Here is a 14593-nt window from a genome sequence, read left to right as displayed (position 1 = left end):
GGCGTTCAATTACCGGGCTGAGCGTATTGACGCGGGCGCGGATCCCGCAAGGCGGACACCGTGACCTGGTCCGACCGAGTGACATTCGATGTCGCTCCGTTGCGGGTGACCGTGTCGACGACACCGCCGGGAATGTTCAGCGCCGACGCGAGCGTCGGTGGATCACCGATGGCCGTGAAGGTGTACGGAGCTCGCAGCTCTCGACCGTCGACCACCACTCGACCGGCAGGTCCCGCGATCCATGAATCGACACCGATACGGACGGCAGCATCGCCGCCCTCTATCTGGAGGGCTTCGGCACCGGCTGCACGCAACTCCTGCATGGCGTCGAGCAGCACCTCGGATCCGACGCCCGAGTTCGGGTCCTCGATCACCAACGCGACGCCCGGCCCCTCGGCGGCGACGGTGCCGACTTGAATCGACAACGCGGACAATCGTTCCTGCGCCTCCGCCACGGCCGCCTCCGATCCCGACCCGGACTGACGCAAGGTGGCCAGAGTGGCCTGCAGGGTGCTGATCTCGTCTCGGATCGACGCTTCACGTCGGGTCAGGGTGTCCAACACGACAAGAAGGTCCTCGGGCCGTGAATTCTCCAGATTGTCCGATGTGCTCGTCTCCCGTACCTGCGTGGCGATGCCGACTCCCAGGACGCAGAGCAGCGCAAGAGCGAGAACGCCGAACGCCGTTCCGCGCCTTCGATCGTTTGCACGGGGACGTCGAGCGCGCCAGCCGTGTCGTCCGGTGCCTGCCATCACGGCCTAGGCACCGAACAGTCGGCGACGCACTGCGGCCGCGTTGCCGAATATCCGGATACCGAGCACCACGACGATTGCGGTGGACAGCTGAGTGCCCACCCCGAGCTGGTCGCCGAGCCACACGATCAAGGCTGCGACGAGGACGTTGAAGACGAACGAGACGACGAACACCTTGGCGTCGAAAATGCCGTCGAGAAAGGCTCGTACACCGCCGAACACCGCGTCTATCGCCGCTACGACAGCGATCGGCAGGTAGGGCGCGACCACGGCGGGAACCTGCGGCCCCGCGACGGTGCCGATCACGACCCCCACGATCAACGCGGCGAGCGCGGCAAGGGCGTAGAAGCCGTGGGAAGGGGTGATCGGTGCATCTGTGGATGCCGGAACGCCGGACTCTGCCGGTGGGGCGCTCGGTGGGTCGTGCTCCGTCATCGTGGGCCTGCCTCCTCTGCCTCGAACGACTCTCTCACAACCGCGGGACCGAGTTCGAGATCGTCGGCCGCTCGCACCGCGAACCCGACACCGTACAACTGCGCCACCGTGCTCATCCGCAGATACGCATCGCTGACGACGAACTGCACCTGAATGCGCTGCGGCGGGCCGATCGCGTCGATCTCGTAGGGCGAGCCGATCGGGCGATTGTCCAGCAGCATCGCCCCGCCCGCCTGCCTGATGGTCACGTTGGGTCCGACTCTGATTCCGTCCACCGAGACCGCCTCTGCGCCGCTCGCCCACAACGAGTTGACGATCGCAGCGATGTCTCGATCGAGTACGGCCGCGCCCGAACCACGGCGAACCGAGCCATCCGGCGTGTCGTCGTCGGCCACCGGTTCGGTGACGACGACCGAGAGCCCCGGGCCCGAGACCGTGTCGATGCCCGCGGCGGATTCGACGGCGCTCAGCCTGTCCGACAAGGCACTACCCGAGGCATCGGACTGCAGAGCTCGGTCTCGCTCCGAGGACACCTGCTCGGCAAGTTCCTCTCGCGTGGCCTCCAGTTCGGCGCTGCGGTCCTGGGCAGCGCGGACCGCAGCCGAGGCGTCGGCACCTGCGCGATCCACGTCGGCACCGGACGCCAGCTGGGAGAACGCGACGCCGAAGATCACCCCCACGACAACGGCACCGGTCAGCAGCCAGGCCGCCGCAGGTACCCGCGGCTTCCGGGTGTGCTGCGCAGTTCGTTCGGCGGTCGCGGCACCGTATCCCGGGTCGAGATGGTCGGTCAGCAAGGACGTCAGCAGTGACGGAACGGGATTTCTCTTCGGTGCCGGCCTGGCCTCCGGTCGTTCTGCAGGCTCCACCGTCAGGGGCCGGCCACGGTCGGATCGACGGCCCTGGCGACAGCGATCGCTTTGCCGAGATACAACAGGCCGGTCCAGGTGTAGAGCACCGTGCCCCAGATCAGCAATGCGTAGCCGAGTGGACCTGCGGCGTCGGCCACCGCGCTGCTACCGGCGGACACCAGTAACACCGGCAGCGCGATCATCACCACGAAGGTGGCGGCCTTACCGAGGTAGATGACGTCCGGAGGTGGCAAGGACCTGCGGCGGTAGACGAACATCGTCAATCCGAGGACGACATCGCGTCCGATCAGGATCGCTGCGACCCACCACGGAATGATGTCGCGAAGAACGAAGGCAACCAGAGTGCTGACGACGTAGAGCCGGTCGACCAGCGGATCCAGAACGGCACCCAGTTTCGATGCCTGACCGAGCATGCGAGCGAGTTTGCCGTCCAACCAATCGGTTCCACCGCTGACGAGCAGAATCACCAGCGCCCATCCATCGGCCCGAGGGCCGAGCAGGAGGTACAGGAACAGGGGAACGCCCAGCAGCCGGATGGCGCTGAGCAGATTGGGGACGGTCGCGATGCGGTCCGTCACCTCGAGCTCACGATTGTCGGTCATCGGCGATCACCTTCTTCTCGTCCTGCTCGTCGCGGTCGGCCGTTCTCCGGACTCGGGTCGTTCGGTCACGTTAGCGCCACGCGAACACGGGCTGCTCGAAGTCCGCGACTCGGGTGTGTCGACCGTGCAGTGCCACTTCGCGAAATTGATGGACGATCGCGCCGGTCGGAGCGTGAATTGCCCCGGTCCGGTACGGCCACCGAATCACCGGCCGCGTCGATTCGGGAATCGACACGAATTGGGCGTCCACGTCGAGCTCGTCGACGGTCACCTCGAACACCTCGGCAACCTCGTCCTCGCTGGGCAGCAAGGTGGACGAGTAATCACCGACCCACACCACGAACGGGGTGATGACATACCCGGACCTGGTGACGTAGTCGTCCAACCTGCCGAGCACGTCTGTTTCCTCGGCGCGAATCCCCAACTCCTCGGCCAATTCCCGCAGACATGCCTGCAGTGCGGATTCACCGGAATCCACACCGCCGCCTGGTAGGGCGTACTGGCCCGGATGTGCTCGCAATCGGTCCGGCCTCCTCGTCAGGAGCATGCGCCGGTCCCCTGGCGCTCCGCCGATCGCAACGGCCACCGCAGCGGCGCGCAGTCCGGCGGATTCGACAGTGCGAGAGGAGAAGCGTGCGAGTTCGCGCGCGACGGAATCCCGATCGAGAAAGTCTTGGTTCGGCTGACCGAAAGCGTCGATACTCACAACACGAACCCTAGAGGCCAGGCCAGATCAGCGGGTATCGGTAGGGCGGGCGGCGGGAGGAAGCAGACTTTCCGGCGACACCGGCCAGGCCAGTGGCTCTTCGGCGAGCGCGGTCAGTTGCTCCACTTGCGTTCGACACCAGGGTGATACGTCGATACTGCCACCGAGCACCCCTTCGGAGAATTCCCGCCACGTCACCCACCGAGTCTCGTCCACCTCGAGTGGATCCGGGTCGAGTGTCGCCTGCTCGTCCACCAGCACGCGATACACGGGGCAGATCTCGTTCTCCACGATTCCGTTGTCCATGACGGCTCGGTACCGAAAGTGCGGCAGAACCAACTCCGCCGAATCGACCCGCAGTCCCAGTTCTTCACCGATCCTGCGCACCACGGCATCGTCGAGCCGCTCACCGGGGGCGGGGTGCCCGCAGCACGTATTGGTCAGCACCCCTGGCCACGTCTTCTTGCTCGACGCTCTGCGCGTGAGAAGTACCGCGCCGTCCGATCTGACCACGTAGCTGGAAAAAGCCAAGTGCAGTGGTGTGTTCAGCGTGTGCACGGTCGTCTTGTCCTGTGAACCGACAGCGCGGCCTTCGTCGTCGAGCAGCACCACGTGCTGCGCTGGGGATCGATCCATTGTTCCATCGTCCCACGGCCTGCTCGGCGGTCTACTGTCGAACCATGGGACGTGACGAGAACACCGAGAACGAGAACCCGAAAGACTCCGAGAAGGCGTCGGACACACCGAAGGGCGGCCGCCCAGGACCGGTCGACGGCGGAGGCGGTGGCGGGATGGCAACGCGGGAGAACGCACCCGAGATCGCTGACGATTCTGCCTGAGATTCACGACGCCACCGCTGTTTGAGAAGCTGAGTTTGCGTCAATACCTCCGGTGTTCTCGCGCCGCAAGGACACACGAACCTCCACAATCGGAAGGACCTCGATGAGCATCAACGACGACGACATCACCACCACGGGCGGAGCCGCAGGCGAAGGACCCGCTGACGGCGGATCGAACCCCGGCGGTCACGACGGCGGAGCAGACGGCTCAGCCGGCGCAGGCGAAGGACCGGCCGACGGCGGATCGAACCCCGACGGACATGACGGCGGAGCAGACGGCCCGGCCGGCGCAGGCGAAGGCCCCGCCGACGGCGGTTCCAACCCCAACGGGCACGACGGCGGTGCGGACGGCACCGCTTGAGCACTGTGTCGAGCGGCGAGCGCGGATCGGGTAACCGGTCCGCGCTCCGTCGTCTCACCGGTATCGATCTCGGGACTTTCGCAGATCGGTTCTGGGGCGTTGCTCCCAAGCTGACCCGATCAGCTGATCTCTCGGACTCGTTCGACGATCTGATGACGCTCGACGCGGTCGACGAGCTGATCTCCGAACGCGGAGTCCGCACTCCGTTCGTGCGGATGGCCAAAGACGGTCGGTTGCTGGACAAGTCGCAGTTCACGTCGTCCGGCGGGTTCGGTGCCGAGGTGACGGACCAGGTCGACTCCGCAGCGGTGCTGGCAGCCTTCGCGGCCGGAAATACGCTGGTACTTCAGGGCCTGCATCGACTTTGGCCCCCGCTGATTCATTTCGTCGGTGATCTCGTTCGCGAGCTGGGCCATCCCGTGCAGGTGAATTCGTATGTCACACCGGCTGCGTCGCAGGGCTTTTCACCGCACTACGACGTGCACGATGTGTTCGTCGTGCAGATCGCGGGGACCAAGCGGTGGAGCATTCACTCGCCGGTGCACGTGCATCCGCTCAACAATCAACCGTGGTCGGACCGGCGGTCGGCCGTCGAAGACCACGCATCGAACACTCCCGAACTGGACATCGTTCTCGAACCCGGCGATGTGCTCTACCTGCCGCGCGGGTGGATCCACTCGGCGCAAGCGCTCGGCGACACCACGGTGCACCTCACCATCGGCGTCGCGTCGTACAACGACTACGACCTGGCCCACCACGTACTGAAGTCGCTCGGCGACATCGAGAGTCTGCGTGCTCCCCTCCCTGCCGGCCTCGACCACTCCGACTCGGAGTCCCTGGTTCCGCACGTACACCGAGTTGTGGACGCCATGCGCGCCGCGCTCGACGAGATCGACCGAGACCCCGACGCGGTACGTCGACTCGCCGAACGCCTCGCAGATCGTCACGACGACCTCGTCCGACCGGAACCGGTGCGCCCACTGGCGAGCGTCGCCGCGATGGGCGGGCTGCGAGGTGAGGATTCGATTCGATTGCGGCTCGGCACCTTCGCGCGGATCATGCACACGAAGAACGGCGTCTCGATGGTGCTTCGGAACAAGACGGTCACGCTGCCGTCTCAGTGCGCCGACGCGATCGAGACCCTGATGAAGGGCGCTTCGTGCCGCCTGGATGCGCTGCCCGGACTCGACACCGACGACGCAGTGGTGGTTGCGCGCAGACTGATCCGCGAGGGAATCGCCGTGCCTGCCGTCGAAGGATGACCGTCAGGTGATCGTGATCCCGCCGTCGACCGCGATGGTCTGACCCGTCACGTATCCCCCGGCGTCCGAGGCGAGCCAGATCGCGGTTGCGGCCAGTTCTTCGGGATCGCCCTTGCGTCCGAGGATCATTCGCGGAGCCATCGAGTCGAGGTATCCCGGCTGGTACGAGTCCGTCATCTCGCTCTGGAAGAACCCTGGCGCAATGGCGTTGACCCTGATGCCTTTTCGCGCGCCCCACTGCTGTGCGAGATCGCGGGTGAGGCCGATGATCGCTGCCTTGCTCGCGCTGTAGGCCGCCTGTGGGAGGCCTGCGGTGGTCAGCCCGAGAATGCTCGAGATGTTCACGATCGAACTGCCGGGTGCCATCACCCGCCCACAGGCCTGCGCTGCCCAGTACGACCCGTTCAAGTTGATATCGATCACCGAGCGAAACTGCTCGGGTGTTTCTCGGGTCGCCGGGAAGGCTGTGCCGACTCCGGCATTGTTGATCAGAATGTCGACCTTTCCGAACTCCGTCACCGCGGCCTCGACCATTGCGGTGCACTGATCCGGGTCGACCACGTCGGTGGCGACCGTGATCGAACGCCCTCCGACGCTGTCGATCAACTCGGCGGTCTGCGCCAACTTGTCCACTCGGCGTGCGGCGAGCACCACGTCCGCTCCCGCCTCGGCGGCCGCTTTCGCGAATGCCACGCCCAGTCCGGAGGATGCACCGGTGACGATGACGACGCGACCGTCCAGGCGAAATTTGTCCAAGATCGACATGTTGATGAATCTCCTTGTACTCGACTCAGAACCAAGCGGGTGACATATCGAGGGTGGTGCGGTCCAGTCTCGCCAACAGATCGAGCTGAACGTCCACCTTCGGCAATTCGTAGACGTAGAAGTATTGTGCTGCAGAACGCTTTCCGTCGTAGAAGTCTCCGGCTTTCGTGCCGACGGCCAGCAATTGCTCCAGCCACATCCAGGCGATGACCGTGTGACCCATCGCCTCGAGGTAGGCCGTGGAGTTGGCCAGCGCCACGGCGGCATCGCCGGTCCCCCACACTGCCGCGGTCACCTCGACGATTCTGCCGACGCGTGCGTGCAGTTCGGCCGCGTACCGAGCAGCGTCACCGCCGGCTGCGTGCGCCCGCTCGACCGTCTCCCCGATGTGTTCGGCCAGCAGAGCCAATCCCGCACCGCCCTGCATGATCACCTTGCGCCCGAGCAGATCCAAACCTTGAATACCGTGAGTACCTTCGTGAATCGGGTTGAGGCGATTGTCGCGATAGTGCTGCTCGACGTCGTAGTCGCGGGTGTAACCGTAGCCGCCGTGCACCTGAATGGCCAGACTGTTGGCTTCGAGGCACCACTGCGACGGCCAGCTCTTGGCGATGGGCGTCAGTACGTCGAGCAGCAGAGTCGATCGCGCTGCTTCGGCATCGTCGGACGCCGAGTCCTGATGATCGACCAGACGCGAACAGTAGAGCCCGAGCGCCAGCGCCCCTTCGACGTAGGACTTCTGCGCCAACAACATTCGACGGACGTCGGCGTGCTCGATCAGCGCGACCGGAGGTGAGGCCGGATCCTTGGCACCGAGCGGTCGGCCCTGAGTACGGGTCTTCGCATACTCCACCGACTTCAGGTAGCCGACGTAGCCGAGGGCGATCGCGAGGAATCCGACACCGATCCGGGCCTCGTTCATCATGTGGAACATGTACGACAAACCGCGGTTCTCCTCGGCGACGAGGAAGCCGACTGCGCCGGGCTGCCCACCGGGCGAGTGGGTTCCGTCGCCGAACGCCAGCAGGGTGTTGGTGGTGCCGCGGTTGCCCATCTTGTGATTGAGGCCGGTCAACACGATGTCGTTGCGCTCGCCTGTGCCGCCGTCGCCATTCGGAAGGAATTTGGGAACGATGAACAGAGAGATCCCCTTCACCCCCGCCGGTCCGCCCGGAGTCTTGGCCAGCACCAGGTGGACGATGTTCTCGGTGAGTTCGTGATCTCCACCCGAGATCCACATCTTGGTACCGGTGATACGGAAGCTACCGTCGTCCTGCGGCACCGCCTTGGTCGTGATGTCCGCCAGTGACGATCCGGCCTGCGGTTCCGACAGACACATGGTTCCGAACCAGCGGCCCTCCAGCATGGGCCGGACGTAATCTCGCACCTGATCCGGCGTGCCGTACGTCGCGATCAGGTTGGCGTTCGCCATCGTGAGGAACGGGTACGACGAGGTCCCGGCGTTGGCGGCCTGGAAGAACGCCATCGCCGCTCTGGAGACGGTCGCGGGCAGTTGCATGCCGCCGATCGCCTCGTCGAACTGCCCGGCGATCAGTCCCGCCGACGCATAGACATCGAGTGCTTCCTTGATTTCCGGTATCAGCTCGACCGAACCGTCCGCGTTCATCGTCGGTTCCTGCGCGTCCGCCTTCTTGTTGTGCGGCGCGAAATGCTTGCGGGCGATGTCGGCACTGAGGTCGAGGACCGCGTCGAAGGTCTCCTTCGAGTGCTCCGCGAAGCGAGGTCGAGCAGTCAGTGCCGCCACGTCCAACCATTCGTACAGCAGAAAATCCAGGTCGCGCCGCGAGAGGACGTCCGACATTCACTTCTCCGATCGCGAGGGGTGACACGTGCGCACGATGGTGACGAGCACTGTGACGCACATGACTGTGGATTCACCATACAAGTCGGGGCCTTCCGCTCTCATCGAGTACCCACGTGAGCCGCGGCCACCGGTCCACATTCGCAATCAGGGCTCCAAAAGCGCAGGCAGCCAGACTTTTACGACTTATCGGACTATGAGGAGCGTCACGATTGCAGCAGTACTCGCCGGCATATACTTACCTTTGATAACGATATTGAGCGGACAATCGCGAGGTGCCCCGAACGCTGGGTGCGCTTCGTCGGAGGGAGTCGAGGATGACGCACACACTGGCCGTCGACAGCCGACAGGATCGTCGGAGCAGGCAACGCGGTCGTTTCCAGGAGCTGCACGAGTCCGACCAGGAGTTTCGAGCTGCCGAACCGGACAGTGCGGTGGCCGACGCCGCCCAGGAGTTGTCGCCCAACCTGGCCCGCGTGGTTGCCGAGATCATGACGCGTTACTCCGATCGACCGGCCCTCGGCCGCCGGGCTCGCGAGATCGCCCGAATCGACGACAAGAACGCCGTTCGCCTGCTCCCGCGCTTCGACACCGTCACCTACGGCCGAGCGTGGCACGACGCCGGTGCACTGGCCTCGGCGCTGAGCCACGACGCACTCGGTATCGCTCCAGGAGACTTCTTCGCAACCCTGGGATTCGCGAGTGCCGACTATGTCATCGCGGAATTGGCCACGATCCGCCTCGGCGCGATTGCCGTTCCGCTGCAGGCCGGTGCCACCGCGGGCCAGCTCTCGGCCATCGCCGACGAGGTCGAACCCGTCGTCCTCGCAGCCGATGTCGACAACCTGTCCGTCGCGGTCCAGGTCGCCACGCATTGTCGGTCCATTCGGCGCATCGTCGTTCTCGACTACGACGACGCGATCGACGCGCACACACGGATCATGAAGTCCGCGCGCAGTGATGCCGAACAGGTGGGACTCGTCGTCAGGCCGCTCACCGAGCTGGTTCGCGACGGCGCGCAACTCCCGGAGGTTCCGATACCCGATGCCGAGGAACCCGACCGACTCGCGACGCTGATCTACACCTCCGGCAGCACCGGAACCCCCAAGGGGGCGATGCACACAGAACGGATCGTGTGCGGAGCCTGGACCGGGGCCTGGCACCACACCGGAGCGTCCTCCGAGTCCACGGACCGGCCGGCCTTCCCGGTCATCACTCTCGACTATCTTCCGATGAGTCACCTGGCCGGCCGTGGCCTCGTCTTTTCCACGCTGGCGGCCGGCGGAACAGTCCACTTCGCCGGGGCGAGCGACCTGTCCACCCTGTTCGAGGATTTCGCGATCGCTCGGCCCACCATGGCACTGTTGATCCCCCGGGTATGCGAGATGATTCGGCACAACGTCCTCGCCGAGATCGACCGGGAGGTCGAACGCTCTGCCGGTGGCGATGCCGACAGGACGCGTCGAGAGGTCCTCGAGCGCAACAGGATCGAACAATTCGGCGGTCGTGTCCTTGCAGCAATGGTGGGCACCGCACCGATCGCCGATGAGGTCAAGGACTTCGTCACGGAGCTGCTCGACATCGAGGTCCGCGACAACTACGGCTCCACCGAAGCCGGAATGGTGTTGCACGACGGCGTCGTTCAACGCCCGCCGGTGATCGAATACAAGCTCGACGATGTGCCCGAACTCGGCTATTTCTCCACCGACACCCCGCATCCGCGCGGTGAGCTCCTCCTCAAGACGGCGTCGATCATTCCCGGCTACTACAAGCGCCCGGACGTCACGGCCGACGTCTTCGACTCCGAGGGCTTCTATCGCACCGGTGACGTCGTCGCCGAGATCGAGCCGGACCGACTCGTCTACGTCGACCGCCGCAAGAACGTTCTGAAACTGGCTCAGGGCGAATTCGTGGCACTGGCGCGCCTCGAAGCCTTGTTCGGTACCAGCGAGCTGGTCGATCAGATCTTTCTGTACGGCAACGGCCAACGGGCGTATCTCCTGGCAGTTGTCGTACCGTCTCATCCGGATACGACTGCGGGTTCGATCATCGAATCGTTGCAGCACATCGCCCGCGCGGAAGCGCTGAATTCGTACGAGATTCCGCGCGAGGTCGTGCTGGAAGACGTACCGTTCACACAGGACAACGGATTGCTGTCCGGTGCAGGCAAGCAACTGCGGCCCAAACTCGTCGAGCGTTACGGTGACGAACTCGAGCGTCGCTACGCGGAACTCGAGTCGGGTCAGAACGAACGCCTGCGCGAGCTTCGACGCAGCGGTGCCGACGCCCCGGTGCTGACCACCGTCGGTGATGCCGCACAGGCCCTGCTGGGATGCGCCGGATCCGATGTGCGTCCCGACGCACACTTCAGCGACTTGGGCGGAGATTCGTTGTCGGCGTTGACGTTCTCGACGCTCCTGCGTGAAATCTACGATGTCGATGTTCCGGTCGGAGTGATCACCGGGCCCGCCATGGACCTGGCAGCGCTGGCCGAGTACATTTCCTCGGCTCGCGACAACGATTCCGACACGGCCACATTCGCCTCGGTGCACGGACGCGGCGCCGTCGTTGCACGCGCCTCCGATCTGCGTCTGTCGGCATTTCTCGACGACGCTCTCCTGGACGCCGCACACCATGTTCCTGGCCCACGAGAACAGACCAGCACGGTCTTGCTGACCGGTGCCAACGGTTATCTCGGTCGCTTCCTCTGCTTGGAATGGCTGGAGCGCATGGCCGAGGTCGGCGGAAAGGTGGTCTGCCTGGTGCGCGGACGCTCCGATTCCGACGCGCGGGCTCGACTCGACGCAGCCTTCGACAGTGGAGACGCAGAACTGTCGGAGCGTTTTCGAACCTTGGCCGACGCTGCGCTCGAGGTCGTGGCAGGCGATCTGGGGACACCCCACTTCGGCGTGGACCACGAGGTATTCGAGGCGCTGGCCGAACGGGTGGATCGCATCGTCCACCCCGCAGCGCTGGTCAATCACGCACTTCCGTACGAGCACGTCTTCGGACCCAACGTCGTCGGAACGGCCGAGGTGATTCGGCTGGCGCTGACCGACCATGTCAAGCCGGTGACCTACCTGTCGACGGTGGCCGTCGCAGCGGGCGTCGAGAATTTCCGGGAGAATGGCGACATCCGCGTCGACAGTCCGTCGCGGGCCGTGGACGATTCGTACGCCAACGGGTACGGCAACTCCAAGTGGGCCGGTGAAGTGCTGTTGCGCAACGCGTTCGACGAGTTCGGCCTACCCGTCTCGGTCTTTCGCTCGGACATGATCCTGGCGCACAGCACGTGGACTGGCCAGCTCAACGTGCCGGACGTGTTCACGCGTCTGATCTTGTCGGTCGTCGCAACCGGTCTGGCTCCGCACACGTTCTACGCGACCGACACCGGGGCACCGACCGACGAGAAGGGGCGACCACTGGCCCACTACGACGGACTGCCGGCCGATTTCAGTGCGTCGGCCATCACGTCGATCGCGGGCGATGATCTGTCGGGCTACCGAACCTTCGACATCCTCAACCCGCACGACGACAACATCTCGTTGGACACGTTCGTGGATTGGCTTCGCGAGGCCGGTCGCCACATCGAGATCGTCGAGAACTACGACGACTGGTTCGCGAGATTCAGTGCTGCGGTGGAGGAGCTCCCGGAGAAGCAGCGTTCGCACTCGCTGCTCCCCCTGATCCACTCGTACGCACAACCGCAACACCCGTCGTCCGGGGCGATCCTGCCTGCTGACGAGTTCGCCTCGGCCGTCGGGGATATTCCGCACCTCGGACGCGAACTGATCGAGAAGTACCTGTCGGATCTCGTGGCGCTCGACCTCGTCGGCACACGCTAGAGAAGTTCCCGATGCGGGCCGTGCGGCCCGCATCGGGAAGCCCTACTCTCCGACCGGTTGTGGCTCGCCCGTCGGCTTAGGGGCGGGGTTCAGCCGGGAGTACGCCAGACACACCAGCCCGAAGAACAGGTAGCCCAGGGCGACCTGGGGATTGGCTGCCCACCCCACCTGGTGCGAATGGATCAGACCGACCCACGACAGTGTTGCGGCCACCCCACCCGCCGCGGCGGCGGCAAGAAACCGTTTGTCGAGAACGAACGTGACGATGGTGCCCAGCATCAGTCCGGCGAGTACGGCTCCCGAGCCGAACGTCTTCAGACCGTCGTACACGACACCCGCCTGACCCAGTGCCTCGCTTCCCACTTCCGTGGCCGATGTGCCTGCCGCGCTGAGTGCGTTGTCGATCAGGCCCACCGCCCACTCCGCAAGGTTGGGTAGCAGTGCCACCACCACCGCGATGGCGTGCAGCTTCGGCACCGACTGGAATGCCTGGGCACCGATCAGCAGCCCGATATACAGCAGAATCGGCACGATCGCGGGAATCGGCAGCAACGTTGCCAGCAATCCGAACAATCCGAGAAAGCACATGAGCCCGATCGCGACGCCCGACGCGACGCTGTATCCGGTTCGGCCACCCGCGTCCTTCCAGCCGGGATGGCCGATGTAGACCGCGGGCGGGAACGGCGATCCGAACGCCGAGCCGACGACTGCGCCGAAGCCGTCGGCGAGCAGCACACTGCGCAGGTTGTAGTTGTCTCCAGCAGCAGATGCGCTCTCGACGTTGCTCATCGCCTCGGTGAAGTTGTAGACGCCAAGAGGAATTGCGGTCGCGAGCAGCGGTGCCAGATTGCCGAGACCGTCGAGGAGCAGGTCGAGGCGTAGATCGGGGAGGCCGAGGGCGATGTTGCTCGCCGCCTCGGTCACGTCCGGCACGGACATGTATCCGCCGATCCAGCCGATCGCCGTGCCCACCAGGAGCGCGGCGAGCCCGACCGGGATGTTGCCGGGCAACTTCACATCGGTGAAGAAGCCGATGAGAATGATTGCGAGAACGGGCAACCCGATCCAGGCGGCCTCCCACATCTGTGCGGCCGGGCGCATCGCGATGAACGTGATCGAGATGCCGGCCAACGTGCCGAGCATCGCCGCGCGCGGGGTGATCCTGCGAATGTAGGGCCCGACGAACGCTCCGATCATGACGATGATGCCGATCATGAAGGCCCACGCGAGCCCCGCCGCCCACGCCTGAAGCGCCTCGCCTGTCGCCAGGTAGACCGGGAGCATGACCACGAACACGACGATGAACATGTGCGGAACGCTCGGACCGTACGGTAGCGCCGTCACGTCGGTTCGATTCTCGCGCTTGGCAAGTCGACGAGCGAGAACCATGTAGTACAGGTTCCCCAGGATCAGGGCGATCCCGAGGGCAGGCAGCAGCGTCCCGAGGACGTCACTTCCTGGAATTCCGACCACCGCGATGCTCAACGTCGTCAGAGTGAGCACATTGACCAAAATGTTGAAGCCGAGTCCGAAGAATGCGTTGGTGTCGCCCTTCGTCCACCACGAAAGAGTGAACGAGGACGAGGAGCCTGCAGCGGGTGAGTCCTTGACATCCATGCTCATGTTCGGTCCTATCGACTCGTCGACGTGGGGACGAATGCAGCCAATGCAGTCATGACGTCCTCCGACGCCGCGGTCCAACCGAAGATTCCACCCTGCGCCGAGATCATCTCGAGGCCCACTCGTTGGAACTCCGGGAAGTACGAACCGACGCAGTCCGTCACCACGAGGCACTCGTAGCCCCGATCGTTGGCTTCCCGCACCGTCGTGTGCACGCACACCTCGGTCGTCACACCGGTGACGAGCAGCGTGGTGATTCCGGCGCTCGTGAGAACCTCGGCGAGTTCGGTGGCGTAGAACGCCCCTTTGCCGGGCTTGTCGATGACGGCCTCGCCCTCGAGCGGTGCCAGCTCGTCGACGATGTCGTGACCGTACTCACCGCGAACGAGGATGCGGCCGAACGCCCCTGGATCACCGATGCGCTGGGATGGCGTGCCGCGGCGCAACTTCGCCGGCGGGCAGTCCGACAGGTCCGGTCGATGCCCCTCCCTGGTATGGATCACGGGGATGCCGGCTTCTCGTGCGACAGCGATGAGAGCTGCGAGGGGTTCGATCACGGTCCGGAGCAAGCCGACATCGTTGCCGAGGCTCTCACCGAAACCCCCGGGGAGCAGAAAGTCCCTCTGCATGTCGATGACGAGCAGTGCCGTCGTTGCGGCATCGACGGTGAACTCCGATGGTGACGCCGACGGTATCGACATCACCGGCGTGG

14 protein-coding genes are annotated in these 14593 nt (G+C 64.9%); 4 read left to right on the top strand and 10 right to left on the bottom strand.

All coding sequences use genetic code 11. The annotated features are described in order from the left end of the window. Positions 1-5: 5 nt before the first annotated feature. The 6 genes from AABD04_RS11675 to idi all read right to left on the bottom strand — a co-directional run bounded on the left by AABD04_RS11675 (position 6) and on the right by idi (position 4003). A complete protein-coding gene (locus AABD04_RS11675) occupies positions 6-752 on the bottom strand; it encodes a DUF881 domain-containing protein (RefSeq protein WP_341441271.1) in 747 nt (248 codons plus the stop codon). A 6-nt stretch (positions 753-758) separates the two neighbouring features. Then, positions 759-1187 (bottom strand): small basic family protein, encoded by a 429-nt coding sequence (locus AABD04_RS11670; RefSeq protein WP_341441270.1) that lies wholly within the window; start codon positions 1185-1187, stop codon positions 759-761. Continuing rightward, positions 1184-2056, bottom strand: a complete 873-nt coding sequence (locus tag AABD04_RS11665) for a DUF881 domain-containing protein (RefSeq protein ID WP_341441269.1) — start codon at positions 2054-2056, stop codon at positions 1184-1186. The genes AABD04_RS11670 and AABD04_RS11665 overlap by 4 nt, the downstream gene beginning before the upstream one ends. A gap of 2 nt (positions 2057-2058) precedes the next feature. Further along, the gene (locus AABD04_RS11660; RefSeq protein WP_341441268.1) at positions 2059-2661 is read right to left on the bottom strand and encodes a CDP-alcohol phosphatidyltransferase family protein; all 603 of its coding nucleotides are present in this window, start codon (positions 2659-2661) and stop codon (positions 2059-2061) included. Between the two features lie 70 nt (positions 2662-2731). After that, positions 2732-3367 carry an NUDIX hydrolase gene (locus AABD04_RS11655; protein WP_341441267.1) on the bottom strand — a complete coding sequence of 212 codons (636 nt, stop codon included), beginning with the start codon at positions 3365-3367 and terminating at the stop codon, positions 2732-2734. Between the two features lie 27 nt (positions 3368-3394). Continuing rightward, complete coding sequence (gene idi, locus AABD04_RS11650; protein WP_243596156.1) at positions 3395-4003, bottom strand: isopentenyl-diphosphate Delta-isomerase; 609 nt, start codon at positions 4001-4003, stop codon at positions 3395-3397. A gap of 44 nt (positions 4004-4047) precedes the next feature. On the opposite strand from idi, the gene AABD04_RS11645 reads away from it, so the two are divergent. From AABD04_RS11645 to AABD04_RS11635, 3 genes are all read left to right on the top strand, one after another. After that, on the top strand, positions 4048-4206 hold the full coding sequence (locus AABD04_RS11645) for a hypothetical protein (protein ID WP_243596155.1): 159 nt from the start codon (positions 4048-4050) through the stop codon (positions 4204-4206). 103 nt (positions 4207-4309) lie between these two features. After that, positions 4310-4567 (top strand): BatC protein, encoded by a 258-nt coding sequence (locus AABD04_RS11640; protein ID WP_243596154.1) that lies wholly within the window; start codon positions 4310-4312, stop codon positions 4565-4567. Between the two features lie 5 nt (positions 4568-4572). Next, entirely contained in the window at positions 4573-5829 is a 1257-nt protein-coding gene (locus AABD04_RS11635) for a cupin domain-containing protein (protein WP_341443018.1), read from the top strand. Positions 5830-5832: 3 nt separating this feature from the next. Here the strand turns inward: AABD04_RS11635 and AABD04_RS11630 are convergent, their stop codons facing one another. Further along, positions 5833-6594, bottom strand: coding sequence for an SDR family NAD(P)-dependent oxidoreductase (locus AABD04_RS11630; RefSeq protein WP_243596153.1), 762 nt, complete (start codon positions 6592-6594; stop codon positions 5833-5835). A 25-nt stretch (positions 6595-6619) separates the two neighbouring features. Beyond that, a complete protein-coding gene (locus tag AABD04_RS11625) occupies positions 6620-8416 on the bottom strand; it encodes an acyl-CoA dehydrogenase (RefSeq protein WP_341441266.1) in 1797 nt (598 codons plus the stop codon). 317 nt (positions 8417-8733) lie between these two features. Here AABD04_RS11625 and car point away from each other — a divergent pair, with 317 nt between their 5' ends. After that, positions 8734-12261: a carboxylic acid reductase gene (car, locus tag AABD04_RS11620; protein WP_341441265.1), complete on the top strand. Its 3528-nt coding sequence runs from the start codon at positions 8734-8736 to the stop codon at positions 12259-12261. A gap of 42 nt (positions 12262-12303) precedes the next feature. On the opposite strand, the gene AABD04_RS11615 is transcribed toward car, so the two are convergent. After that, complete coding sequence (locus AABD04_RS11615) at positions 12304-13884, bottom strand: regulator (protein ID WP_341441264.1); 1581 nt, start codon at positions 13882-13884, stop codon at positions 12304-12306. Positions 13885-13892: 8 nt separating this feature from the next. Next, positions 13893-14582, bottom strand: coding sequence for a cysteine hydrolase family protein (locus tag AABD04_RS11610; RefSeq protein WP_423228225.1), 690 nt, complete (start codon positions 14580-14582; stop codon positions 13893-13895). Between the last annotated feature and the right edge of the window lie 11 nt (positions 14583-14593).

The sequence above is a fragment of the Rhodococcoides navarretei genome (assembly GCF_038069675.1).
GTDB classification, from domain to species: Bacteria; Actinomycetota; Actinomycetes; order Mycobacteriales; family Mycobacteriaceae; genus Rhodococcoides; species Rhodococcoides navarretei.
This window is presented reverse-complemented; position numbering and strand designations above follow the sequence as displayed.

Coding starts and splice junctions, on each gene's coding strand:
- AABD04_RS11675 (WP_341441271.1), bottom strand. CDS start 752: ATGGCAGGCACCGGACGACACGGCTGGCGCGCTCGACGTCCCCGTGCA.
- AABD04_RS11670 (WP_341441270.1), bottom strand. CDS start 1,187: ATGACGGAGCACGACCCACCGAGCGCCCCACCGGCAGAGTCCGGCGTT.
- AABD04_RS11660 (WP_341441268.1), bottom strand. CDS start 2,661: ATGACCGACAATCGTGAGCTCGAGGTGACGGACCGCATCGCGACCGTC.
- idi (WP_243596156.1), bottom strand. CDS start 4,003: ATGGATCGATCCCCAGCGCAGCACGTGGTGCTGCTCGACGACGAAGGC.
- AABD04_RS11645 (WP_243596155.1), top strand. CDS start 4,048: ATGGGACGTGACGAGAACACCGAGAACGAGAACCCGAAAGACTCCGAG.
- AABD04_RS11640 (WP_243596154.1), top strand. CDS start 4,310: ATGAGCATCAACGACGACGACATCACCACCACGGGCGGAGCCGCAGGC.
- AABD04_RS11630 (WP_243596153.1), bottom strand. CDS start 6,594: ATGTCGATCTTGGACAAATTTCGCCTGGACGGTCGCGTCGTCATCGTC.
- AABD04_RS11625 (WP_341441266.1), bottom strand. CDS start 8,416: ATGTCGGACGTCCTCTCGCGGCGCGACCTGGATTTTCTGCTGTACGAA.
- car (WP_341441265.1), top strand. CDS start 8,734: ATGACGCACACACTGGCCGTCGACAGCCGACAGGATCGTCGGAGCAGG.
- AABD04_RS11615 (WP_341441264.1), bottom strand. CDS start 13,884: ATGAGCATGGATGTCAAGGACTCACCCGCTGCAGGCTCCTCGTCCTCG.
- AABD04_RS11610 (WP_423228225.1), bottom strand. CDS start 14,582: ATGTCGATACCGTCGGCGTCACCATCGGAGTTCACCGTCGATGCCGCA.